Below are 22849 nucleotides of genomic sequence, written 5' to 3' on the forward strand. Positions count from 1 at the left end.
CTCCTGTCTAAGACCGTAACCCTTGGGCAGGAAGGTTTTGAATAATGCCATATTTTTTAGTGATATTTCTATTAGATCGATCGAACTTGCTTTTATTGTATTTATTTGACTGCGCCAGATTGAATGGTCTTACTTAGCGATTTATGATACTATTTACTCCTATATAGAAAGAGGACGTGAGCTAATGATCAACATAACGATTCCAAAAGCGGATGTTAGTATTACTAAACAAATTAACCCGCAGTTAAGCAATATTTACGGATTTACGGACTTTCACCTGATTCCGAGAGATTACGGCGGTATCTTTATGTTCTACAATGATCAGGATGAGTTGTTGTTTGTAGGTAAAGCGAGAAAGCTAAGACCAAGAATTAAAAAACATTTTGAAGACACCGTATCTGACATCAAGCAACATCGGGACGAGGTCACCAGAATTGATGTGTGTTTAATCGAAAGTCCAGTTCATAGAGAGATCTACGAAACCTATATCATTAATGAACTGAAATCTAAATACAACGTAGATAAAGTGATGTTTAGATAAAAGTAAGACCCAGGCACCGTCCACGTGATGGTGCTTTTTTGTGTTCTGAGAATAGTTGCGAATGAAATGGAAGTAAAGGTGCACAATATACAAGATATTCAAATCCATCACTGTTCACAAGGAGATAGGTCATATTGAAAAATAAGTATTTGATGTTGAAGCTAACCTTATTGTGTATGTTTCTGGTTGTAAGTGTTACACCTACAATTGCCGATGCAGCAGCAGCTAAAGAGAAAAAGAGCTCCCACAAGCAATGCTTAACCCCCTCCGTAATTGAGCTTAAGGATAATCTTAGGAAGTTATGGATCGATCATGTGGTATGGACAAAGAACTACATTGTTAGCGCCTTTGCAGATTCTGAGGACAAGGATAAGGTGCTGGCAAGGCTGTTACAGAATCAGCAGGACATAGGGGATGTCTTTAAACCGTATTACGGTGAAGCGGTTGGAGATAAGCTGGCTCAATTATTGCGGGAGCATATTCTTATTGCCGGAAAAGTTCTAGGTGCTGTAAAGGCTGGAAATCAGGCCGATGTGGAAAAATACAATAAAGAGTGGTATGCCAACGCTGATGACATTGCCAAGTTTCTTAGTAGTCAGAACCCCAAATATTCTTATGAACAATTAAAGGAAATGCTTCATGAACATCTGGAATTGATTACTGATGACGTGACAGCTAGAGTAAAAAAGGATTGGGATGCCGAAATTGTCGCATTTGATAAAGGGCTGGAGCATATGATCATGTTCGCAGATATCTTAACCGAGGGATTGATCAAACAATTTCCCGATAAATTCAATTGAAATCAAAGCACCCGAAGGGGTGCTTTTTTTATTTTGCAGAAGAGAATAGGTCTTTAGGTGCATTTCAGAAAGTTAGATATAAAGGCTCACTTACATACAAGATAAGTAAACTATAATAGACTCGTGGGCACTCGACATTTTTTGACATTTTTTTATAATTGAGGTGATAAAATCGATGATTTCCCCCTTTTTTAAAAAGAAAGATTCAGTGGATAAGCAATCCAAGTCGGATATGGTTCAAAAGGTACAATTATTAGATGAACAGGTCGAAGAAATAGAAGAAAAGACCTCGGACGAGACTTTAGCTGGATTGGTTACTACAGGCAAAGCTCAGCTTGATAAAAAATCACTCGATTTGATCTTCTCCGTGGAGCAGATTATTCAGGCCAGACAACATGCGGAGACCAATATTAATGAGCTTCAGGATCGGTTAACCCATTCCAGCAGTCATGTGGAGCGCTTAAACCGGGATATGAAGAACCTCAATAAGGTTATTGAGGAAAGAGAAAAGAATGTCCGCGAGCTTGAGCATAAGTTGATTGAGAGAAATTTGAAGGTCGATCAAGTGCTGGAGGATTACCGGGAGCTTCAAACTACGCTCACAGCTGAGATTGAGGAATTGAAGAGTACCATTGAGCTGGAGCAGCAAAAATATGTAAATCTGATTCAAAAACATAACGAAGCCCATGCAGAGAAACTCAAAAAGATGAATGATCTGGAAGAGAAAATCGGACGGGTTGAGATTGAGAATGCACATCTAAAACAAAAGTACGATACGATTCGCCAAGAAAAGGCGTATCTCTCGGGTATGATCAGCGATTTCACCAATCGGATGACGGTTCCTTTTGGGAGTGGCAGTAGTCTGACGGATCGAAACGATGGAAACGGAGATACATAGGATTCATGGCATCTAAGGAACCGGACACCATTCTAATGATTGAGTTACTGTCGCTTGAGCATGAACAGGCCGGTTATCAGATTGAGGTAGGTCTAACCCGTAATGTTGGGTACGCAAGAAGCAAGCTCACCATAGATGAATTTACATACGAACAATTGAAGGCGCTAGGTCCCTTTTCCGGAGGGAGAATGAGATTGTCGCTGTATCCGAAGTGGGATCCGTTTCGGAATAGTTACTACAGCACACTGATTATAATGAACAGAGCTTACAGCGAAACATTGTATTTTGCCTGTTCTGAAAATTATGTAAACCAACTTCTTCAATTAAAGCAGCAGGACTATCCTCAAGCAGAAGAGGAGAGGGTAGTTCAGACCATGCTTCCCTCTACAGAACCAGGGCATAGGATAAGCAGAAAGAAGACCAAACGAATTGGACTGGTTGCACTGCTGTGTCTCATGTTCGCTTGTTTGATATTTGTGTTACCTCTGCGAATGGATGGACAACTCGTAGATAGTGCTGAAGCGCTGGAGGAACCCGTATTAGAGGCCGACTCTGAGCCATTACTTTCGGTACCGTTCGTTACCCTTGCGCAGACGATATCGGTTCATAACCAGCAAGCCGAGCCTACACCAGAACCTTCAGTCCCTCCTCAAGAACAGACATTACCGTACGAAAAGTATGAATTACCCGAGAATGAATTTTTGTATAGTTTGCCAAAGGGTTATGTTGCCTTGTCATTTGATGATGGACCGTCAAAGTATACGAAAGAGATCGTAGATATTCTAGTAGAACATAAGGTGGCTGCCACCTTTTTATTCATTGGGAATAAGGTAGCTCATAATGCGGAAGCCGTTAGGTATGCTAATGAGCATAAGATGTCGGTTGGGAGTCATTCGTGGGATCATAGCAAAATGACTGCTAATGGCGTTGAGGAGAACCGGATTAACTTGGCGAAGACTAATCAGGCGCTGGAGCAAATTACACAATCACCGATTACTATTTTTCGGCCGCCATATGGGGCGATCAATGACAAGTTAACCGCCAAGGTGACGGAACAGCAGATGAAGGTATTATTGTGGAATCGTGATCCCGAGGATTGGAACGTCAAGAACCCAGAGGATATTCTTCAATATGTTCATCATGCCGATCCGTCCGGCGGAGTCTATCTATTTCACGAAAAGAAGATTACTGTAGAAGCTTTGCCCGCTATCATTAAGTATTTCCAAGAGAAAAACCTGAAATTTGTTGTTTTTAAATAGAATCAGAGAATCCATGTTATTGCAGAATAAAAGTGGCTGTTACAGGGTTGTGATCACTGTGTTCGAAGGATAACTCATGACCCTGTACGCCGCTTATGCTGACGTTTGGTGAGACTAGAAAGCCATCAATCACTGCGCGGAAATTCACACCTTCTGTATAGGCAACATCGAGCGTCCGGACGGAGGGTACCTTGGCATCTACAGCCCACTGAAAGCCCTGTTGAAAATGTTCAGGGAATTCTTGCAGCCATTGCGGCCAATCCTGCGTTGTCTCGAAAGCATCAGGAGCTGTACCCGGAAGGGAATGGTTCCAATCTCCCCCTAAGATGAGGTAATTGCCTTTGTCATTCTCCTTCTTGATATAAGCCGATAAATACTCCAACTGCTGTTTACGAATCGTTCCGCCTTGGTCAAAAGCTGATAAATGAAGATTGATCAGAATCAGTTCTTTTCCGTTATCAACGGGCAATCTGCTCTCCACAAAAGCACGGTCGAGATCAAACTGTTGGCGAGGCCAGGTTTCTTTGCCCGGGAGATCATATCTAATATTACTTGTGCTGTTAAAACGGGATAAAGTTAATAAACCGCTGTTCACCGAGCCCATCGGATCAAGAACTGGAAGCGGTACCCAAGGTACCTTGTAGTTGGTCGCGAAAACATTGCTGTAATCAGCGAACTTATTCGACAAGAAAGAGACTTCATCTATACCGTTGCTACGGGAAGAATCGACGTCGACCTCCTGCAACATGAACAGGTCCGAGTCTGTAGTTGTCATAAGGGACGCTACGGCCTCAAGGTTTGTCTTCGTTTGTTCCCTACTGCTTGAGCGTGACTTTGTTCCGCCATCCATAAAGAAATCTTGGCCTTTATCCAACCCGGCGTAGCCAATATTAAAGGTGGTTACCGAGAAGGACTCTCCCTGCTTCAGTACTTGCTGCGGATTATTGTTTACAGTAAGGGTAGTAATCTCCTGTGGTTTGTAGTCAGTGAGGGTAATATACACTAAAAAACCGCCAAGGATTAGAACGGCAGCTAGAAGGGTGAGACTGATTGCTTTTATTCTTGTTGAACCCATATGATTCCATCGCTCCTTAGATACATGTTCATAGAACAGACTTTAATGGTGTAAACTTCGACACAACCCAATAACTCCCCTTGTTTTAATAAAAAAAATTTGAGACAATGAGTAGTGATGGTCTGAACTTTAACGTTTTGAAAAGAGGATAACGAATGAATATAGAATCCATTTATGGATTAACTTTTGATCAACTGGCGGCATGGCTGTTAGAACGTGGACATAAAAAGTTTCGGGCTACGCAGGTCTGGGATTGGCTTTATCGGAAGCGGATTACAGACTTTTCGGAAATGCTCGATGTAAATAAAGATTGTGTAGAATTATTAGAGCAGAATTTTGTCATTCATACCTTGGAAGAACATGTGAAGCAGGAATCTGCGGATGGAACGATTAAGTTCCTGTTCCGCCTAAAGGATGGCAACCTGATCGAGACAGTGCTTATGAGACAGAAATACGGCTTGTCTGTATGTGTAACCACGCAAGTGGGCTGCAATATCGGCTGCAGCTTCTGTGCAAGTGGGCTGTTGGCGAAGAGCCGGGATCTCTCCAGCGGAGAGATTGTGGAGCAGATTATGAAGGTCCAGCAGCATCTGGATGCGGCGAACCTGGATCAAAAGGTCAGTCACGTCGTAGTGATGGGCATTGGCGAGCCATTCGATAACTTTAAGAACCTGCTCGATTTCCTGGCGATTGTCAAAGATCACAAGGGACTAGCAATTGCGGGTAGAGGGATTACCGTATCAACGAGCGGATTGGCTAACAAAATCGTTGAATTTGCGGATGCGAATACGCAGGTGAACCTGGCGGTTTCTTTGCATGCCCCTAATAATGAACTGCGGACGCAGATCATGAAGATTAACAAGGCCATTCCAATAGAGAAGCTAATGGAGTCTATAGATTATTATTTGGAGAAAACCAAGCGGAGAATTACGCTGGAATACATTCTGATGAAGGATGTAAACGACGGCAGAGAGCATGCGCTTGAACTGGCCGAGCTGATTGGCGATCGACGCCCGCTCGTCAATGTGAATTTGATTCCTTATAACCCGGTGGATGAACACAGCCAATATCAAAGAAGCGAGCGGGAGACGGTGCGGGCCTTTTTTGATACCTTGAAGAAGCAGGGTGTCAGCGTAAGCACTCGTCTGGAGCATGGTGTGGATATTGATGCTGCCTGCGGACAGCTGCGAAGCAAACAAATCAAGAAATCCAAAGCCATGGCTTGATGGACTACCTCGACAACAATATGTTACTTTTTGTGATACAATGACGTGGCAGGTATTAGGAAAAGAGGTTGATTGAGTTATGTTGACATTTACGGGCTACAATGTGGAGAATGTAAAAGATCCTTTCGGTATACTAACCGGTAAACGGTATGAATTTGTCGTTCAACTGGACGTTCCAGAGGATGATGAGCTGTATGTAGAGAACGGAGTATCCGCTAGAGCGATTATTAAGGTGGATGAAGATCAAGTCAGCATCGTAAGTTATGATCTACAGGAGACAACTTCAGGTCAACTGCTCGATTTCGATATGGAAGAGGACGAGGAAGAAGCGTTACTCCTTTTTTGTAAAGAGCATTTGCCAGAATAATTAAGCAGCATTGACCTCCTTGCCCAATGTTCAATTGTGGCAGGGATTTTTTTAAAATATAAGCATTTATATGTTCAAGCTGTAAATTATCTAAATAGGAGTTGTATACATGTCTAATGAAGAAGTGTTCTTGACCAAAGAAGGGTTGGCTCAATTAGAGGAAGAGCTGAAGGAATTGAAAGGCGCAGGGCGTAAGGAATTGGCCGCACGGCTTAAATTGGCGATCAGCTATGGAGACTTGAAGGAAAATAGTGAGTACCATTCGGCCAAGGACGATCAATCGTTCATGGAGACTCGTATTATGATTCTGGAGAAAATGTTGACCAAAGCCAAGATCGTGGATGAGAGCCAAATGGATCTGTCAAAGGTTAGTATGGGTTGTATTGTTATTCTGAATGACATCGAATATTCGGAGAAGATCGAATATAGAATTGTTGGAGCTGCTGAGGCAGATGTTCTTAAGAACAAGATTTCCTATGAAAGCCCGCTAGGCAAGGAATTGCTGGGTAAAAAGGTCGGCGATATTGTTAGTGTAAATGCACCGATGGGCATCATTAAATATGAGTTGCTTGAGATCAAAATGATGTAACAATATACCGAAAAGCTCTCAACCCTTTGTAGGGGCTGGGAGCTTTTTTTGTTGGCATGATAGGTTTTGGCTATGAGGTATATTGATTTCATATCTTAGACGTTCTGCGCTGTTGCGCTTATAGTTTGAAGTAACCTACAGCAGAGGAGTTCTATTCATGATCCAAAGTGTGTTAACGACGTTATACCAAGTCATCGTGCCTTTGTCCATCCCTGTGATCGTGGGTGCGCTGCTTGGGCGGTTTAAGAATCTGGATACGAAGCCGTTATTGACGCTTTATCTATACTTTTTAACGCCGGCAATTATTCTAAATACATTGGCTACTGCCGAGATTTCCATGGATGATATTTATAAGACGCTCGCCTTTTCGCTTCTGAATCTAATCTTCTTATGGGCGATTGCGAATATAGTGGGCAAATTATTGAAGCTAGATCCATCCGAAGTATCCGGTCTGACCTTGATTTCAACGTTTACGAATAGTGTGAATTATGGACTTCCGCTGGTGCTGCTAGCTTTCGGACAGCTTGGTCTCGATAAGGCCTCTGTATATGTGATCGGACAGATGATTATCGTGAATACGATAGGCGTTTATTTTGCAGCAAGATCTCAGTTCTCGGTAAAAAATGCAGTGAAATCGGTCTTTTCGCTTCCTGCCATTTACGCAGCTCTGTTGGCCCTTCTTCTCCGCATCTTTGGCCTGCATTTGCCTACAGAGGTGGCTACAGGGGTTGCCTTGGTAGCTGGAGGATATTCGCCGGTGGTACTGGCGATCCTTGGCGCACAGATGGTTAAAGTGAGAACCATGCCATCCGCACGCAAGGGCCAGTCTACTTTTTGGACAGGGATGTCGATTCGATTAATCTTAGCGCCGCTAGTGGCTTACCTCGGATTATCGATCCTGCAAATTACCGGGACCTTGTTCTCTGTGCTGCTAATTTTGGCTTCTATGCCAGTTGCCGTCAACGCCGTAGTGTTAGCCGAGCGCTTTAATGCCTCACCGGAGCTGGTATCCAAATGTATTTTGTGGACGACGCTTGCTTCGTTTCTCGTGTTGCCGGTGCTTATAGTGTTAGTGCAAGGTGCGTAAGCCCTTAGAAATCAAAATGATCTGGGTCTGGACCTACCCGTTGATCTTGGTTGAGAGAGTTAATTAGAGTCATATCCTCGTCAGATAAATTGAAATCAAACACGTCTACATTTTCGATGATCCGGTGTTCTTTAGTAGACTTAGGAATAGTGATAATCCCACGTTGCAGGTCCCAACGGACAATAACTTGAGCGACGGATTTGCCATGTTTGGCGGCAATTTTTTTCAGTACAGGCTGATCGAACAATTGACCTTGCATTAATGGAGACCAAGCTTCTAATTGGATTCCTTGCTCTTTGCAGAAGTCTAGCAGCTCTTGCTGATTCAAATAAGGATGTAATTCAACTTGATTGACCATAGGCTTAATCTCAGCATCCTTCAGTACATCTTCAAGATGGTGAATCTGGAAGTTGCTGACCCCAATGGCTTTTACCCGGCCCTCTTTATACAACGTTTCAAGCGCTCTCCAAGACTCTTTATATTTTCCTTTTACAGGCCAGTGGATAAGGTACAAATCCAGGTATTCAAGTCCGAGTTTAGCTAAGCTAGTCTCGTAGGCGGCGATGGTCTCTTCGTAGCCCATATCTGCGGTCCAGACCTTTGAGGTTACGAAAAGCTCTTCTCTGGACAAGTTGTTCTCTTGTAGAGCCTCTTGGATGGCTTGTCCCACGCCTGTTTCATTCTCATAAATTGCGGCAGTGTCAATGCTGCGGTAACCGTGTTTAATAGCGGACTTGATCGCTTGTATCAGTTCTGCGCCTTCTTCTACTTTAAATACGCCAAGCCCTAGCCAAGGCATATTTACACCGTTGTGTAATGTAGTTGTATCCTGTAGATGTTGAGCCATAATAAAGTAACCTCCTAAGATATTTAAAAGTTTGTTTGGGTTGTTAATGGACTGCTGTTTAAGCAGCTTTAGTCTGGAGAGGAGCCTCATCTTTCTTCTCCAGAGCACGGCTCCATGCCGTCAGTAATACTGCGGACAGAACCATGATTGCACCTACCCAAGTGGTATGAATCAGTCCCATATGATCTGTGACGATGCCGCCAAGGTACGCACCAATGGCAATACCAGCGTTAAAAGCAGCAATATTTAATGCAGAAGCTACATCTCGTGCACTTGGCGCATATCGATCTGCAAGCGTAACAACATGTACTTGCAAGCCGGGCACGTTCATGAAAGCTAACAGTCCCATAAAGAAGATCGTAATCAGTGCGGCAACCTTATAAGGTGCGGTAAAAGCTAAGACAAATAAGACGACAGCTTGGACTGCAAACATATAGAATAGAGCATTCATCGGTTTGCGGTTGGCGGCTTTACCTCCAATCACGTTCCCGATGGCAATCGCAATGCCGTATACAAGCAAGATGACGGCGACTGTATTCTCTTTGAAGCCGCTGATCTCATGCAGAAGGGGCGATAAATAAGTAAAGACTACAAATGTGCCCCCATAGCCCAAAGCTGTAATCGCGAAGGCAAGCAGTAAACGCCCATTGGTGACCAGCTTAACTTGCTCACGAAGGGGTGTGTGGGTACCTTTGCGCAGCCCGGATGAAGGAACAAGGATCAGATTGCCGATGAGTGCTATAAGCCCGATAGCAATAATAGCAACAAATGCAGCACGCCAGCCGAGTTGTTGGCCAAGGAACGTACCTAGCGGAACGCCAGTAACAGTAGCTACTGTAAGTCCTGTGAACATGATGGCAATGGCACTGGCCTTACGATCCTCAGGCACGAGGTCGGCGGCAATGGTCGAAGCAATCGACATGAACAAGCCATGTGCCAGTGCGGAAATTACTCTCGCGATTAACAGCAATGTAATCCCGTCCGCAGCCGCCGCAAGACTATTGCCGATAATAAAGACGATCATAATGCTTAGCAGTAAGGTTTTGCGCGATATCGACGTGGTTAGCGACGTTAAGATGGGTGCGCCAAAAGTTACTCCTAAAGCGTATAAAGTAACGGTCAACCCGGCTGTGGTTACCGGTATATGCAGATCCGTGGCGATTAGAGGCAGCAGCCCCACACTGATAAACTCAGTGGTACCAATGGCAAAGGCACTAATGGCTAGAGCTAAGAGCGCCAAGGTGCTTCTTCTTTTATCTAAGGACATTTCTTTCACTCCTACGCTGTGTTAATCACCGGCCGGTAAGTGCTATTATGAAGAGATATGTCCATTAAGTATAGTACGTACTTTAAAGTGCTATAGGTACTAAAAAGTACCTGTAACGCAACTCACCAAACCCAAAAAAAGCATGGGCGCCCTGATCTCGTCGGGTTTGCCCATGCTTTTTGCTATACTTGTTATATAGTCCCGAAAGGGTTAACGAGACCGTTGTTTGAGGTGGCGCCGTTTAGTTGTGCCTTTGTTAGTGGCGTGCCCACCCGATCCTCCACCAACCGCCTGTTGCTGTCTTGTTCCTGGACTTTCAATAGCGGAGTTTGTTCCACCGGTGCTGAACGTTCCGCCTCCGCTTGCTACCTGAGTTGCGGAGGCATTCTGGCTCCGTTTAGGCAGTTTAACCGTCTGGGTATTGATAACGACCACAACTTCTTTGCGATACGGATATAATAAGAGGGGCTTAGCTTTGCCGCGTTTGTTGCCCCCACTGCCTAGGTTAGTCGCATCACCGCCTGCGCCGACACTTTGTTGTTGGCGTGTATAGGGAGAAGCAATGGCGGCATTATTGCCGCTTGCGCTGCTGCGTCCTGCACCGCTTGCAATTTGTGTAGTGTTGGGGGCGTTCGTATATTGATTGTTGATGACAAAGATTAATCTGTCCACTCCGTGGAGTGGGGTCCTTGTAATTATGCGCCGTTTTCCTTTTTGAATAATGACAACGATCCGGTCTCTTTTATAGGCCACCCATATTCACTCTCCCATACTTTGACTTCATTAACATTAATGCAGATGGGGGGATTAAGTGATGAATACGGGCGGACCACCTCGAAAAACAATCATTTGCCTAAGTTGCTGCCTAATAATCGGTTTATTTATTCAAAGCTATATTTGATCCCCCATTGATCCCGGACATTGCTCATAATGTCCATGACATCCAAGGAGAGGTCGAGGGTCTCTTTATGGCTTTTATCTGCAATATACCGCCGCATATCTTCAATCTCGTATTGTAAAGCCTTGGCTGTATCTCCAGCCTCAATCGTCTCTACTGTGCCATCCAAATATTGAATGGTGGCTTTGCTGGCCCGCGGGAAATTGTCCACGGTAATAAAGCCTAGTTCTCCTGCAACCACACCCCGTTTAGGCATTTTAGAGCGCATTGTAAGGGAGATTACCGCCATTTCATCTGCAGCATTGTTAAGAATAATGCCGGATTGCTCGTCCACTCCTGTCTCGAATCGTTTTACCGTAGTAAGAATCTCATGGGGCTGTTTGGACAGGAAGAATCTTGTGAAGGACAACGCATACGTCCCAATATCCAGCAGGGCTCCGCCCGCCAGATCTTTGCTGAAGAAACGGTTGTTCACATCATATTCTTTATGGCTGCCAAAGGAGACCTGCACCATTTTGAGGCGCCCGATGATGCCATCCTCAATGAGCTGCCGCAGTTTTTTATACAGTGGCATATGGTAGATGGTCATAGCTTCGGCCACAACCAGATCCTTTTCAGCGGCAAGTAGGGTGACCTCTTGAAGTTGTTTGCTGTTCACTGTGATTGCTTTTTCGCAGAGAACATGTTTGTTATTCTGTAAGCTTTCAATGATGTATTCATAATGATTGCTATGTGGCGTAGAGATGTACACTACATCAATTGCGGGATCCTGCAGCATTTCACTGTAACTGCCATAAGCTTTCGTGGCTCCATATTGATTAGCGAATTGTTGTGCTTTCTCTAAGCTCCGCGATCCAACCGCATACAATGTTTCCCCCGTTTCATTCAGCGCAGCCGCAAATTCGGCAGCTATACTTCCCGGACCTACAATTGCCCACTTTAAGGGATTCATTTCCAGCACCTCACCTGTTTGGATTGTTTGTTTTTATTTAGAGATAACCTTGATTCCATCTGAACCATTCATCTCCATAAAAGTTTTGATATTAAGCACATTTGTGCAATATAATAATAAATGTGCAAAACAATCGTCTACAGTATAGCGGGGGGTTCTAAATCCGTCAAACTGTTGAATATAGCGGGGGCGTTGTAACATGGATCGAAAAGAAGATAAGAAGCTGCTCATTAAAATAGCACAAATGTATTATGAACAGAATTTAACGCAGAGTGAAATCTCTAGCAAACTTGGTATATATCGTACCACCATCAGCAGGATGCTAAAGAGGGTACGTGAAGAAGGTATCGTTACAATAACTATTAATTACGATACTGGCGATCATTTTACATTGGAGCAGGAGCTGAAGGAGCGGTTCGGGCTACGGGAAGCCATTGTTGTGGAGGTAGACCCTGCACAGTCCAGTACGATTAAACGCAAAGCTATAGGACAAGCCTGTGCGAGATGGCTCGAGCAAGTGCTTCAGCCGAAAGATACGATTGGGTTTTCTTGGGGAAGCAGCTTAGCTGCCGTTGTAGAAAGCCTAACACAAGCCCAGAGACCTTTTGTAACCTGTGTACCTACGGTCGGCGGCCCATCAGGAAAGATGGAGAGCGGGTACCATGTAAATAACATCTGCTATCAAGCTGCCCTGAAATGGGGTGCGCGCTCGTTAATGATTGATGTTCCAGCGATCACGGAGCAAAAGGAAACTAGAGATCAACTGATGAATTCGCAGTATTATCAGACCATTGCCAAGGCGTGGGACCATCTGGATATCGCTGTGTTCGGCATCGGATCACCGGAAATGAAAGGGGAAGAGGCGTGGCGCGGATTTTATGGTGATGCAGTGATTGCTGAGCTGGAGAATGGAAAGGTCGCTGGTGATATCTGTTCACGATTCTATGATGGCAACGGGATTCCCGTGCATACCGGAATATCGGATCGAACGCTGACTATTGAGCTGGAGCAGATCAAGCAAGCTCGGTATTCGATTGGTGTAGCGGAGTCACTTGAGAAGGTTACAGGGATCTGTGGTGCGCTAAATGGCGGTTATATGAATGTACTTGTAACGACCCAAGAAACGGCGCAGAAGATATTGGAGTAACAACTACTAAATGTAAACAATTGAATTTCGTGAAAATAACCTGAAAATGGCATGCAAATTGCTTAAAATTTTGCTTGTAAGCACCAGACAGAGCGTGTAAGATATACAAGGTATTCATATCGAACATTTATAAAAATATAAGTTTCACATTATACATTATCCTTATATTTGCTTATCAACTCATATAATCTTGGGAATATGGCCCATAAGTTTCTACCGGATAACCACTGTAATTATCCGACTATGAGTGAAATAGCGCATCTAGGGTTCCGCTTCCTGACTATGGAAGGACTGGACCGAGCGATGCGGACACTATGCAGTGTTACACCACTAAGGGACAAAAACCCAGAAGGACAAATTCACTTGAGAGAAACGACTCAAGGGATTTGTCCTTTTTTTGTTTTTAATTCAGAAGGAGAGATCAAGTTTACTATGAAGGTACTTCAAGAGCGCATCAGACAAGAGGGTCTTATTTTATCAGATACGGTACTAAAGGTAGATTCATTTCTGAATCATCAGGTGGATACGGAGCTTGCCTTACAAATTGGACAGGAGTTCAAGCGGTTGTTTGGACATTTACCTATCACTAAGATCATCACTATTGAAGCAAGTGGCATTCAATTCGCCATGGCTACGGCCATCGCCTTAGGCGTACCGTTTGTATATGCGAAGAAAAAGAAAGCAGTGACCTTATCTGAAGCGGTCTATTCCGCGCCGGTACATTCTTTTACACGCAAAGAGGATTATATGGTTAGTGTCTCGCAAAAATATATCGGACCAAGCGATAAGGTGCTTATTGTAGATGACTTTTTGGCTACTGGTGCTGCTCTTGTTGGATTGGTTGATATCGTGCAAGAGGCTGGCGCTGAGCTCCTTGGCGTTGGTTGTGTGATTGAAAAATGCTTCCAAGAAGGCCGGAGTCTACTCGAGGATAGAGGGATAGAAGTCCATGCTTTAGCCCGGATCACATCTATGTCACCAGGTGAAGTTCACTTCATTGATAATGAAAGTTCAAAAGAGCCAATCAAGGAGAGTGCGAGATGTTAAGCAAGAAAAAAGTATTTGCGTTAGGATTTCAGCATGTACTGGCGATGTATGCCGGAGCAGTTGTTGTTCCGCTGATCGTAGGGAACGCGCTGAACCTGAATGCCACCCAAATGGCCTATCTTATCGCAGCTGATTTGTTTACTTGCGGGTTAGCTACTTTGCTGCAGATTATGGGCACTAAGTATTTTGGCAGCAGGCTGCCGGTTATTCTTGGATGTACCTTTACGGCAGTAGGGCCGATTATCGCTATCGGCAGTGCCAACAATTTGGCAACGGTGTACGGAGCAATTATTTTATCTGGTCTATTCGTGGTACTGGCGGCCCCCCTTTACGGGAAGCTGCTGAGGTTTTTCCCAACGATAGTAACGGGCTCAGTCGTGACCATTATTGGGTTATCTCTTATTCCTGTAGCTATGAATAGCGTAGCTGGCGGAGAAGGCAGCGCTGATTTTGGGAATCCCCGCAATTTGTTGCTTGCACTGATCACGCTGCTGGTCATTTTAGCGGTTAACCGTTTTACTACAGGATTTCTTCGCTCGGTCTCTGTCTTGATAGGTCTTTTAGTGGGTACAATTATTGCTTATGGAATGGGCATTGTTAGTTTCTCTACAGTAGGTGAAGCCTCTTGGGTAAGTGTTGCACAGCCTTTCTACTTCGGATGGCCTCAGTTCAATCTTACGGCTATTTTCACTATGATCATTGTTAATATTGTTAGTATGGTGGAGTCCACAGGCGTTTACTTTGCGATTGGTAAAGTAACGGATCAGAAAGTGGAACAAAAGCAGATCGTAAACGGGCTACGTTCGGAAGGTTTGGCGATTATGCTGGGCGGGATCTTTAATGCATTTCCGTACACAGCATTTTCGCAAAATGTAGGATTGGTCTCGCTGACTCGGGTCAAAACCCGGAATGTTATTTTTGCAGCAGGCGGGATTATGGTTGTGCTTGGATTACTGCCTAAATTGGCGGCTCTGACAACGGTTATTCCCAATGCCGTACTGGGTGGAGCGATGATCGTGATGTTCGGATCGGTTGCTGTTTCCGGGATGTCGATTCTGTCAGAGGTAGATCTGCGTAAGGATGGTAATCTGCTGATTGCCGCTTGTAGTATCGCTGTTGGTTTGGGTTCGGCAACTGTACCTGCGATGTTCGATCAATTGCCTGAATTCGCCCGGATGCTGCTGCAAAACGGTATCGTATCCGGTTCCCTTACAGCGATTGTACTGAATATCTTCCTCTCGAAGACAAAGGATAATGTTCTGGCAGAAGATCCTGCTGCCCCTGTTCTAACGAAAGAAACCCAAGTTTCTTAATACGCCTAATTCATGTTAAAAGACCAAGCTCTGGTGTGCTGATACCTAAGCTTGGTCTTTTTCTCATGCTCATAGCTTGTGCATATGCACAAAAAAATAGGTTGTCCCGTCAATATTATTGGGTTTGTAAGCGCAGTATACTCAGTTTAGAAAGCGTTATCAAATTACACACTGTATAGTGTCAAATTCTTATACTAGGGGGCAACTAGAGATGGAAGGCACAGTAATTAACTGGATGGGCGCAATTGCGGGATTGATTCTGGCCGTCGTATTGATTTTCAAAAAGGTTAACCCGGTCTACGCACTCTTTTTAGGCGCGATTGCTGGAGGAATATTAGGCGGGGCATCCATTGCAGAGACAGTACAATATATCATCGACGGAACGAATAGCGTTATGGGTGCAGTTGTACGTGTACTCGCGGCAGGTGTGCTGGCGGGGGTATTGATTGAATCTGGGGCAGCCGAACGAATGGCCGAGACCATAGTAGATAAGCTTGGTGAAAAGAAAGCGTTATTATCTATAGCGCTGGCTACTATGATAATTACAGCAGTGGGCGTATTCATCACAGTTGCTATCATTATTGTCGCTCCAATCGCTTTGTCCGTAGGTAAGAAGATCGGCATTTCCAAAACCGCTTTGCTGCTCGCACTGGTCGGTGGCGGTAAAGCCGGTAACATTATTTCACCGAACCCGAACACCATTGCCGTAGCTAAAGGCTTTGATGTAGATTTGGCTCAGGTCATGATTCATGGATTCATCCCAGCCGTTGCGGGTCTGATTGTCACTGTTATTATTGCTAATCTGTTAGTCAACAAAGGTGTAAAAATTGCAGAGGGCGACGTTGTAACTAAAGAGGAAGACAGCACTAAGGTTAAACCTAGCTTTGGCCGTGCTATCGTCGCTCCAGTTGTCGCTATTTTGCTTCTAGCCATTAACCCAATCGGAAATATTCTAAATATCGAATTGCTGAAATCATTTAAAGTCGATTCTATGATCATCTTGCCTCTTGCCGGCATTATTGGATTGATTGCTATGAAACAAACGAAGAACATCATTTCTTTTACAACCTCAGGGTTAAATAAAATGACAGGTACAGCCATTATCCTGATTGGTGCTGGTGCTATCGCTGGTATTATCTCGAAATCGGATCTGAGCGCTACTGTTGTAGATGCAATAACGGCTATGGGGATTTCCGGAACGTTCCTTGCTCCAATTGCAGGAATCCTGATGGCGGCTGCTACAGCATCAACCTCTACGGCTTCTATCGTGGCTGCCGGATCATTTGGTCCCGCTATTCTTTCGATGGGCACAGCGCCGCTAAATGCAGCAATTATGGTGCACACCGGTGCTACAGTTATTGACCATCTGCCACATGGTAACTTCTTCCACGTGACCGCAGATTCCGTTAAGATGAACATCAAGGACCGGATGTCACTGATTCCTTATGAAAGTCTCGTGGGTCTGACGATGGCTATCGTCGCCACTATATTATACGGCTTCATCCTATAATTTATATTTGCAACTAGAAGGGACGGATATTCTATGAATAAAGACTTTGTCATCGTATTGGCACCGGATTCTTTCAAGGAAAGCATGACAGCCAAAGAAGCTTGTGAAGCCATGGAAAAAGGCATTCATAAAGTAAATTCTAATATTACTTGTATTCATGTACCCATGGCAGATGGCGGCGAAGGAACGATGCAGTCCTTGGTCGATGCAACGGAAGGTACAGTATATATAACAAAAGTTAAAGGGCCACTGGGCAATGAAGTTAGCGCATCCTACGGAATCACAGGAGACGGGCTGACAGGGGTGCTGGAAATGGCTAGTGCGAGTGGCATTCAGCTGGTATCCCCTGAGACACGTAACCCGTTGATTACAACCACCTACGGGACAGGACAATTAATCAAAGCATGTCTGGATCGTGGGGTCAGCAAGCTGCTGATTGGCATAGGTGGCAGTGCCACCAATGACGGAGGCGCCGGGATGGTGCAGGCATTAGGCGGCAGACTGCTGGATGCCGAAGGCAATGAGCTGTTATTTGGTGGTGGTGAGCTTGGCAGATTAGCCCGTGTTGATCTGAGTGGATTTGACCCTCGCCTGAAGGATGTACAGGTTGAAGTGGCCTGCGACGTTACGAATCCATTATGTGGTCCGACCGGAGCTTCCAATGTATTTGGTCCGCAAAAAGGGGCTACGTCGGATATGATCAAACAGCTGGACAGCAATCTGCATCATTATGCGAGTGTCATCAAAGAGCAACTGGGTTTCGATATTATAGATATGCCTGGTGCTGGTGCAGCGGGTGGACTTGGGGCAGGACTGGTAGTGTTCTTAAACGGAATATTAAAAAAGGGCATTGAGCTTGTGATCGACTATACTGGACTTGAAGAAAAGGTGCAGCAGGCGGACATGGTGTGGACCGGGGAAGGAAGCATCGATTTCCAGACCCAATATGGCAAGACCCCGCTTGGCGTTGCTGAGGTAGCTAAGAAATATAATAAACCCGTACTGGCCTTCGCGGGACGGATCGGCGATCAGACGGAAGTGCTGTATGATAAAGGGATCGATGCTATTTTTGGCATTATGCCAGGCGCAGCTTCATTGGAGGATGCTTTGAATAAAGGGCAAGAGAACCTGGAAAGAACGGCTGAGAATGTAGCTAGGTTAGTCATGCTGAACCAAGGAAGCTGATTGAATTATACAAAGTGATAAAGGGGCTGACTGAACGGAGTCAGCCCCTTTTTTCTTTTTTAAGGTAGAAGCTTTCTGAGTAGAATATAAAGGAACAGGAGGTACAGACATGAAGATATCGAAAACACTCGCAGGACAAATAGCACAAGAAATGATGAGCGTAGTTCCTTATAACATTAATGTTATGGATGAGAGCGGGTTTATTGTGGGGAGCGGAGATCTGAAACGGGTCGGAACCTTACATGAGGGAGCGAGAATAGCCATTCAAAGTGGTCATGTCTTTGAAGTGTACGAGGATGGCAGCGGCATGAAGCCGGGGGTGAATGAACCCATTATTATAGATCATAAAGTTTTGGGTGTGGTAGGTATTACGGGACATCCAGATGAGGTTAGGCCGTTTAGTAAGCTGGTCAGAGTCACTACTATATTACTTATTGAGCAGGAAGCAAGGAACAAGCTGGAACAGGATGAGCGAGTAAAACGTGTGAAATTTTATCATGAATTGTCTTATCGTAAAGAAGCATATGATCTTGAGTTTTTGGAACGGGCAGGCAGCTATGGGCTTGATCTTAAGAAAAAATGCTGGGCGATCCTTGTGGAAGGCGATGTGAACGGCAAAGAATTCAAAAATGTATTTAGGTCTTATCCACATTATTGGAATTTGGAGAATGATAAGGCGGTTTTTTTCATAACGGATGCTTTTCTTTATAAAGAGCTTATAGGAAAACTAAATTCATGTACGAATGTGGGGCGAATAGGTTCTGGCGAAGCGGCGGAGTTAGCTGCTTATTCACTTGAACAGGCCCAGGCGGCGATTAGTGTTGGCAGCAGAGTCGACCCGCTCAAGAAACTGTACACTTATGAGGAACTAAAATTCTTGATTCATCTCTCTTATGACGGTGCTGAACGGCCCGGAACGATTTATGCTCTGCTGGATCAGTCGGGCGATAAGACAGGCCTGATTGAAACGCTGCAAGTATTTATTGCTGAGAATGGGGACCATAATCGTACTGTACAGAAGCTGAATATTCACCGAAATACACTGAACTACCGGCTTAATCGCATTCATACATTGACGGGCAAAAATCCACGCAACTACATGGAGTTGTTTGAATTGTTGTGCGGATTGATGTGGCGGAAGTAATTTAAATCCCCCTATTCCAATTGCCATCCTGATTTTATAGGCATAAACTTAGATAAGCTTGTATAGATAAATTAGGACAGGGATGGATAGGAATGAATGATAAAGTAGTAATGAATGATAAAGTAGTCATGCCATTATGGACCATGTGCCTTTTTATCGTAGTGATGAACACAACGATGTTTAATGTATCACTTCCAACCATTATTCAGGATCTCCAAATTTCTGCTGATCTAGGTTCATGGGTAATTTCGAGCTATTCGATAGGATATGCTTTATCGACGGTTATTTATAGCCGCTTATCAGACGTGGTGCCGATTCGGAGACTTTTGACCGTTGGCTTAATTACTCTTGGGTTAGCCTCAGTGTTTGGATTATTTGCGCATGACTTTAATACATTATTGATAACGAGAATAGTACAATCTGCCGGCGCGGGTGCGATGGCTGGATTGGGTCTCGTACTGGCCAGCCGTTATGTGCCTATTGAAAGACGTGGTGCGGCTATCGCCATGATCTCCGCAGGGAGTGCAATGGCCTTTGGGTTGGGCCCTATTTTCGGTGGCGTCATCAGTCAGTATTTTGGCTGGAATGGGTTATTCGGAATTACTTGCCTTGTGCTTGTTGTATTGCCAGTGCTGCTGCGGTTATTACCTAAGGAACAGCCTCAGCCTGCAAGCTTTGATGTTATTGGGGCGGCGTTGACCGTTGTAAATGCGGCAAGTCTGCTGGTAGCCGTAACTACCCAATCTCTGGTATGGTTAGCAGTGGGCATAGTATCTATTATCGTGCACGCTTGGTATTTGAAGAAGGCGAAGGAATCCTTTATTAACCCGCAGCTGCTAAAAATGCCGGGATACTTGAAGCTAGTTACCATAGGCTTTTGTATTCTGGTGCTGAACTTGGGGAATTTGTTCCTGATGCCGCTTGTGCTCGCTAATCTATTTGGTAAATCGGCGTTGATGATTGGTTTGTTTATCGCACCTGGTGCGTTATTATCCGCATTTCTTACCCGTTTTGTTGGACGTTTTATTGACCGGTATGGCAACTTGCGCTTCTTAATCATAGGACATTGTATCCTTGCCGCTGTTATGGCTGCATTTGCGCTGAACCTTTCTGTATCTCCTGTAGTTCTTCTGCTTGGTTATCTTTGCTTCTCTCCTGCCTTCTCGGCGACAATGGCATCCTTAAATAATGAAGCTTCTCGGGTTCTTCCGCGAACTTGGATTGGTTCAGGTATGGGGCTTTTACAACTGATTCAGTTCTTTGGAGGTTCTGTATCTGTTGCGGTCTGTGGGCTGTTGCTGCATGCTCAGCGTGATCTTGCGCCGGCAAAAGCATATGAGCATGTATACGGACTGTTGCTTCTTGTCAGCTTGTGTTCGTTAGGAGTTCTCCTTTTATACAGACGTTCTTATTCCAAAAGTAATACTGGGCAATCTATACAAGCTTAGAACTGAAACGAAAAGGTGATAAAAACGTATCAGATGCTATAGCAGATATAAGGAAGGAATGGTAATAATGGATAACGGGATGAGTGTAGTTTTAATCGAAAAAATGCCAGAGGGTGATCTACGAGTAATTGAAGAGCGTACGTGGAGCATGAATATGATAACTGCACTTGAACATGTCAATTATATAGTGGTGGGCAGTAAGGAATATGAAGCGGTTGAAGGACGGCTGAATGTGGATGAAGGCAAGCTGGAGCTTTTGCTTGTTCCGATGCACACTGAGGGATAGAAGATCATCAGGGAAGGAGAACCTTACGATGGCTAAAGAAGAAAGGGATAAGGAATTGCCTGCATCAAAATTATTTACCGCCGATGGCAAACCCATCCGTGTATTATCAACATCGCTAGGCATAGCCTTATTAGCGAATGCTATGTTTATTCCTGGCGGAGCGGGGGCTAGCGCGAATACTTCTGCGGGCGAACCACAGCTAGTCTCTTGGTCTAATGAAGAGGTTAAAGCTTATTTTGATAAAAATGTGGATTGGAATATTCCCTACCCCGAAGAAGGTACGAAAGAGGTAGAGGAGCAAGGCCAAGGCGTAGTAACTTCAAACGGGACAACTGTAGTGAATAACTATGGCGGTTATCATTCAGGTTTTGGCTGGACGGATTTGCTTCTGTATCACATGTTGTTTAACAGCGGTGCCAATTACTCTTCCAGAGGATGGGCTAAGGACCGTCCTACCTATTATGGAGGCACGAGAACCACTTATAAACCACCTACTTATAGCAGCGAAAAGTTTCAGAATAAAAAGGTGCCCGGTTCTGTAGTGAAACCTAAAACCTCAACCTCATCCACGGGTTCCATCACGAGAAGGGGTTCCTCTTCGAAGACCGGAATCGGGGGCACTTCCAGTGGCTTAAACTCTTCGAAGAACTCTAAATCAAGCTCAGGCTCGAAATCTTCATCGAGATCAGGTTCAAGCAAGAGTGGTTTCGGCGGATGAGTGATCAGCAGAGCGTGTTTGAGATCCTGGATTTGTCTGATCTGGAGCGGGGCCCACGGGTACAAGCGCTGTATGAGCTTGGGTTCACTTGGGCAGATCTAGAGGAAGAAGAGTATTGGATGGATGCAATAGCTGTGATGCGCAGCGACATTTACAAGGAGCTTGAGGAAGCCTCCGCAAAGCTTTGGGCTATCCTCGATAAGGCGGTTCGGTATATACATCTAAAACGCGATTTGTATGAGCTACTGGGCATTCCCCCTGTTCTTTGGGAGATGCTTGATGGGTCTCCTATTCCGGAAGAAGGCTTAATCAGCCGGTATGCAAGGTTTGATTTTGCGATAGCTCATGATGGAACCATCAAGCTTCTGGAACTGAATGCCGATACACCTACAGGTTATGTGGAGGCTTCCATAGCAACACCTTGGATCTGTGAACAGGCGGGTGTGGCTAGTCCAAATCATGCGATGAAGGAACAACTTGCCGCAGCATGGCAGATAGAACGTCCAGATACCGCAGCTTGTGTTGCTTATGGGTCCCATCTTGAAGATTCAGGTACGATTGAAGCCTTGGTCAGACATAGCGGACTTACTATTCAGTGTGTGGATTGCCTCGACCTGTGGGTCGATGAGGGCATTCTGAAGGATGGGGAGGACCGGGTGATACAGCGGATGTTTGCTCTATATCCTAAAGAGTGGATGGCCGTCGACGAAGGTGGAGATGCACTTGCCTATGCCGTTGAGCAGGGAAATCTTCAGCTTTTTAATGGACCTCACAGTATCCTGTTGCAGTCTAAGGGATTGATTGCAGCTGTGTGGGGAATGTATGAGCTTGGCTTATTATTTGACAATGAAGAGCGTGAGGCGATCTCACGTTATATTTTGCCGACTTATAATAAGCCTGTGTTCTCTGGCAGCTTTGTGTCCAAATCTGTATTTGGCCGCGAAGGCGGTTCTGTACGTCTCTTTGACGATAGTGGAACTCTGGAAATTGAGGACGAAGAGGGTTATGATAGCAGTCAGCTTTTTCCCTCTGTATATCAAAAAAGAGCTGAACTAGCCCGAATACACACCGCCGAAGGTGAATTCCACTTACTGACAGGCATGTTCGTCATTAATGGGAAGCCGTGTGGGCTGCTCGGCCGGGCTGGCGGACTGATTACGGGCAATGCCAGTCATTTTATCGCGTTGGGAGTGAGATAGTTGGATAAAAGTAAGGCTATAAACAAGTCGTCTACTAGACTAGTAA

General features: G+C 44.8%; 23 protein-coding genes and 1 riboswitch. Of the genes, 18 read left to right on the forward strand and 5 right to left on the reverse strand.

The annotated features are described in order from the left end of the window. The first annotated feature begins 184 nt into the window (after window positions 1–184). The 4 genes from MKY63_RS11460 to MKY63_RS11475 all read left to right on the forward strand — a co-directional run bounded on the left by MKY63_RS11460 (window position 185) and on the right by MKY63_RS11475 (window position 3498). Entirely contained in the window at window positions 185–541 is a 357-nt protein-coding gene (locus MKY63_RS11460) for a nucleotide excision repair endonuclease (RefSeq protein ID WP_036682230.1), read from the forward strand. A gap of 134 nt (window positions 542–675) precedes the next feature. After that, window positions 676–1341 (forward strand): glycosyltransferase, encoded by a 666-nt coding sequence (locus MKY63_RS11465; RefSeq protein ID WP_172628870.1) that lies wholly within the window; start codon window positions 676–678, stop codon window positions 1339–1341. A 175-nt stretch (window positions 1342–1516) separates the two neighbouring features. Continuing rightward, window positions 1517–2239 (forward strand): hypothetical protein, encoded by a 723-nt coding sequence (locus MKY63_RS11470; protein WP_076124118.1) that lies wholly within the window; start codon window positions 1517–1519, stop codon window positions 2237–2239. 5 nt (window positions 2240–2244) lie between these two features. Continuing rightward, window positions 2245–3498 carry a polysaccharide deacetylase family protein gene (locus tag MKY63_RS11475; protein ID WP_076202065.1) on the forward strand — a complete coding sequence of 418 codons (1254 nt, stop codon included), beginning with the start codon at window positions 2245–2247 and terminating at the stop codon, window positions 3496–3498. A 16-nt stretch (window positions 3499–3514) separates the two neighbouring features. Here MKY63_RS11475 and MKY63_RS11480 read toward each other — a convergent pair whose 3' ends face one another. Beyond that, window positions 3515–4573, reverse strand: coding sequence for an endonuclease/exonuclease/phosphatase family protein (locus MKY63_RS11480; RefSeq protein WP_339812898.1), 1059 nt, complete (start codon window positions 4571–4573; stop codon window positions 3515–3517). A gap of 155 nt (window positions 4574–4728) precedes the next feature. Between MKY63_RS11480 and rlmN the strand changes: the two genes are divergently transcribed. From rlmN to MKY63_RS11500, 4 genes are all read left to right on the forward strand, one after another. Next, window positions 4729–5799: a 23S rRNA (adenine(2503)-C(2))-methyltransferase RlmN gene (rlmN, locus tag MKY63_RS11485; RefSeq protein WP_036682223.1), complete on the forward strand. Its 1071-nt coding sequence runs from the start codon at window positions 4729–4731 to the stop codon at window positions 5797–5799. Window positions 5800–5878: 79 nt separating this feature from the next. After that, window positions 5879–6166: a DUF6509 family protein gene (locus tag MKY63_RS11490; RefSeq protein WP_036682221.1), complete on the forward strand. Its 288-nt coding sequence runs from the start codon at window positions 5879–5881 to the stop codon at window positions 6164–6166. A gap of 109 nt (window positions 6167–6275) precedes the next feature. After that, window positions 6276–6755: a transcription elongation factor GreA gene (gene greA / locus MKY63_RS11495; RefSeq protein ID WP_076099741.1), complete on the forward strand. Its 480-nt coding sequence runs from the start codon at window positions 6276–6278 to the stop codon at window positions 6753–6755. Window positions 6756–6912: 157 nt separating this feature from the next. Continuing rightward, complete coding sequence (locus MKY63_RS11500) at window positions 6913–7842, forward strand: AEC family transporter (RefSeq protein WP_076099740.1); 930 nt, start codon at window positions 6913–6915, stop codon at window positions 7840–7842. Window positions 7843–7846: 4 nt separating this feature from the next. On the opposite strand, the gene MKY63_RS11505 is transcribed toward MKY63_RS11500, so the two are convergent. The 4 genes from MKY63_RS11505 to MKY63_RS11520 form a co-directional block, all read right to left on the reverse strand. After that, window positions 7847–8689 carry an aldo/keto reductase gene (locus MKY63_RS11505; protein WP_076099739.1) on the reverse strand — a complete coding sequence of 281 codons (843 nt, stop codon included), beginning with the start codon at window positions 8687–8689 and terminating at the stop codon, window positions 7847–7849. Window positions 8690–8747: 58 nt separating this feature from the next. Next, window positions 8748–9956 carry an MFS transporter gene (locus tag MKY63_RS11510; protein WP_038573785.1) on the reverse strand — a complete coding sequence of 403 codons (1209 nt, stop codon included), beginning with the start codon at window positions 9954–9956 and terminating at the stop codon, window positions 8748–8750. Between the two features lie 210 nt (window positions 9957–10166). After that, a complete protein-coding gene (locus tag MKY63_RS11515; RefSeq protein ID WP_244886541.1) occupies window positions 10167–10679 on the reverse strand; it encodes a hypothetical protein in 513 nt (170 codons plus the stop codon). A gap of 158 nt (window positions 10680–10837) precedes the next feature. Beyond that, window positions 10838–11806: a Gfo/Idh/MocA family oxidoreductase gene (locus MKY63_RS11520; protein ID WP_076099738.1), complete on the reverse strand. Its 969-nt coding sequence runs from the start codon at window positions 11804–11806 to the stop codon at window positions 10838–10840. 199 nt (window positions 11807–12005) lie between these two features. On the opposite strand from MKY63_RS11520, the gene MKY63_RS11525 reads away from it, so the two are divergent. The 10 genes from MKY63_RS11525 (at window position 12006) to MKY63_RS11570 (ending at window position 22803) form a co-directional block, all read left to right on the forward strand. Continuing rightward, window positions 12006–12953 (forward strand): sugar-binding transcriptional regulator, encoded by a 948-nt coding sequence (locus tag MKY63_RS11525; RefSeq protein WP_076099737.1) that lies wholly within the window; start codon window positions 12006–12008, stop codon window positions 12951–12953. A gap of 160 nt (window positions 12954–13113) precedes the next feature. After that, window positions 13114–13217: riboswitch (purine riboswitch) on the forward strand. Window positions 13218–13385: 168 nt separating this feature from the next. Beyond that, window positions 13386–14000, forward strand: coding sequence for a xanthine phosphoribosyltransferase (locus MKY63_RS11530; protein WP_076099816.1), 615 nt, complete (start codon window positions 13386–13388; stop codon window positions 13998–14000). Then, on the forward strand, window positions 13994–15313 hold the full coding sequence (locus MKY63_RS11535; protein ID WP_036682206.1) for a nucleobase:cation symporter-2 family protein: 1320 nt from the start codon (window positions 13994–13996) through the stop codon (window positions 15311–15313). Before MKY63_RS11530 ends, MKY63_RS11535 begins: the two co-directional genes overlap by 7 nt. Before the next feature lie 211 nt (window positions 15314–15524). After that, window positions 15525–16823: an SLC13 family permease gene (locus MKY63_RS11540; RefSeq protein ID WP_038573777.1), complete on the forward strand. Its 1299-nt coding sequence runs from the start codon at window positions 15525–15527 to the stop codon at window positions 16821–16823. 33 nt (window positions 16824–16856) lie between these two features. After that, window positions 16857–18008: a glycerate kinase gene (locus MKY63_RS11545; RefSeq protein WP_038573774.1), complete on the forward strand. Its 1152-nt coding sequence runs from the start codon at window positions 16857–16859 to the stop codon at window positions 18006–18008. A 109-nt stretch (window positions 18009–18117) separates the two neighbouring features. After that, window positions 18118–19152 (forward strand): sugar diacid recognition domain-containing protein, encoded by a 1035-nt coding sequence (locus tag MKY63_RS11550; RefSeq protein ID WP_076099736.1) that lies wholly within the window; start codon window positions 18118–18120, stop codon window positions 19150–19152. A 92-nt stretch (window positions 19153–19244) separates the two neighbouring features. Beyond that, a complete protein-coding gene (locus MKY63_RS11555) occupies window positions 19245–20600 on the forward strand; it encodes an MFS transporter (protein ID WP_249267650.1) in 1356 nt (451 codons plus the stop codon). 67 nt (window positions 20601–20667) lie between these two features. Further along, window positions 20668–20886: a hypothetical protein gene (locus MKY63_RS11560; RefSeq protein ID WP_036682196.1), complete on the forward strand. Its 219-nt coding sequence runs from the start codon at window positions 20668–20670 to the stop codon at window positions 20884–20886. 28 nt (window positions 20887–20914) lie between these two features. Continuing rightward, on the forward strand, window positions 20915–21604 hold the full coding sequence (locus MKY63_RS11565; protein ID WP_036682194.1) for a hypothetical protein: 690 nt from the start codon (window positions 20915–20917) through the stop codon (window positions 21602–21604). Then, the gene (locus tag MKY63_RS11570; RefSeq protein WP_036682191.1) at window positions 21601–22803 is read left to right on the forward strand and encodes a glutathionylspermidine synthase family protein; all 1203 of its coding nucleotides are present in this window, start codon (window positions 21601–21603) and stop codon (window positions 22801–22803) included. Before MKY63_RS11565 ends, MKY63_RS11570 begins: the two co-directional genes overlap by 4 nt. The last annotated feature ends 46 nt before the right edge of the window (window positions 22804–22849 follow it).

The organism is Paenibacillus sp. FSL R7-0189 (genome assembly GCF_037969925.1).
GTDB lineage: Bacteria > Bacillota > Bacilli > Paenibacillales > Paenibacillaceae > Paenibacillus_AQ > Paenibacillus_AQ odorifer.

What these genes read in the sequence shown, in the direction of transcription:
- MKY63_RS11505 (WP_076099739.1), bottom strand. Translation starts at nt 8,689, where the DNA reads ATGGCTCAACATCTACAGGATACAACTACATTACACAACGGTGTAAAT.
- greA (WP_076099741.1), top strand. Translation starts at nt 6,276, where the DNA reads ATGTCTAATGAAGAAGTGTTCTTGACCAAAGAAGGGTTGGCTCAATTA.
- MKY63_RS11525 (WP_076099737.1), top strand. Translation starts at nt 12,006, where the DNA reads ATGGATCGAAAAGAAGATAAGAAGCTGCTCATTAAAATAGCACAAATG.
- MKY63_RS11540 (WP_038573777.1), top strand. Translation starts at nt 15,525, where the DNA reads ATGGAAGGCACAGTAATTAACTGGATGGGCGCAATTGCGGGATTGATT.
- MKY63_RS11510 (WP_038573785.1), bottom strand. Translation starts at nt 9,956, where the DNA reads ATGTCCTTAGATAAAAGAAGAAGCACCTTGGCGCTCTTAGCTCTAGCC.
- MKY63_RS11550 (WP_076099736.1), top strand. Translation starts at nt 18,118, where the DNA reads ATGAAGATATCGAAAACACTCGCAGGACAAATAGCACAAGAAATGATG.
- MKY63_RS11530 (WP_076099816.1), top strand. Translation starts at nt 13,386, where the DNA reads ATGAAGGTACTTCAAGAGCGCATCAGACAAGAGGGTCTTATTTTATCA.
- rlmN (WP_036682223.1), top strand. Translation starts at nt 4,729, where the DNA reads ATGAATATAGAATCCATTTATGGATTAACTTTTGATCAACTGGCGGCA.
- MKY63_RS11475 (WP_076202065.1), top strand. Translation starts at nt 2,245, where the DNA reads ATGGCATCTAAGGAACCGGACACCATTCTAATGATTGAGTTACTGTCG.
- MKY63_RS11500 (WP_076099740.1), top strand. Translation starts at nt 6,913, where the DNA reads ATGATCCAAAGTGTGTTAACGACGTTATACCAAGTCATCGTGCCTTTG.
- MKY63_RS11480 (WP_339812898.1), bottom strand. Translation starts at nt 4,573, where the DNA reads ATGGGTTCAACAAGAATAAAAGCAATCAGTCTCACCCTTCTAGCTGCC.
- MKY63_RS11560 (WP_036682196.1), top strand. Translation starts at nt 20,668, where the DNA reads ATGGATAACGGGATGAGTGTAGTTTTAATCGAAAAAATGCCAGAGGGT.
- MKY63_RS11470 (WP_076124118.1), top strand. Translation starts at nt 1,517, where the DNA reads ATGATTTCCCCCTTTTTTAAAAAGAAAGATTCAGTGGATAAGCAATCC.
- MKY63_RS11570 (WP_036682191.1), top strand. Translation starts at nt 21,601, where the DNA reads ATGAGTGATCAGCAGAGCGTGTTTGAGATCCTGGATTTGTCTGATCTG.
- MKY63_RS11555 (WP_249267650.1), top strand. Translation starts at nt 19,245, where the DNA reads ATGAATGATAAAGTAGTAATGAATGATAAAGTAGTCATGCCATTATGG.
- MKY63_RS11535 (WP_036682206.1), top strand. Translation starts at nt 13,994, where the DNA reads ATGTTAAGCAAGAAAAAAGTATTTGCGTTAGGATTTCAGCATGTACTG.
- MKY63_RS11545 (WP_038573774.1), top strand. Translation starts at nt 16,857, where the DNA reads ATGAATAAAGACTTTGTCATCGTATTGGCACCGGATTCTTTCAAGGAA.
- MKY63_RS11490 (WP_036682221.1), top strand. Translation starts at nt 5,879, where the DNA reads ATGTTGACATTTACGGGCTACAATGTGGAGAATGTAAAAGATCCTTTC.
- MKY63_RS11460 (WP_036682230.1), top strand. Translation starts at nt 185, where the DNA reads ATGATCAACATAACGATTCCAAAAGCGGATGTTAGTATTACTAAACAA.
- MKY63_RS11520 (WP_076099738.1), bottom strand. Translation starts at nt 11,806, where the DNA reads ATGAATCCCTTAAAGTGGGCAATTGTAGGTCCGGGAAGTATAGCTGCC.
- MKY63_RS11565 (WP_036682194.1), top strand. Translation starts at nt 20,915, where the DNA reads ATGGCTAAAGAAGAAAGGGATAAGGAATTGCCTGCATCAAAATTATTT.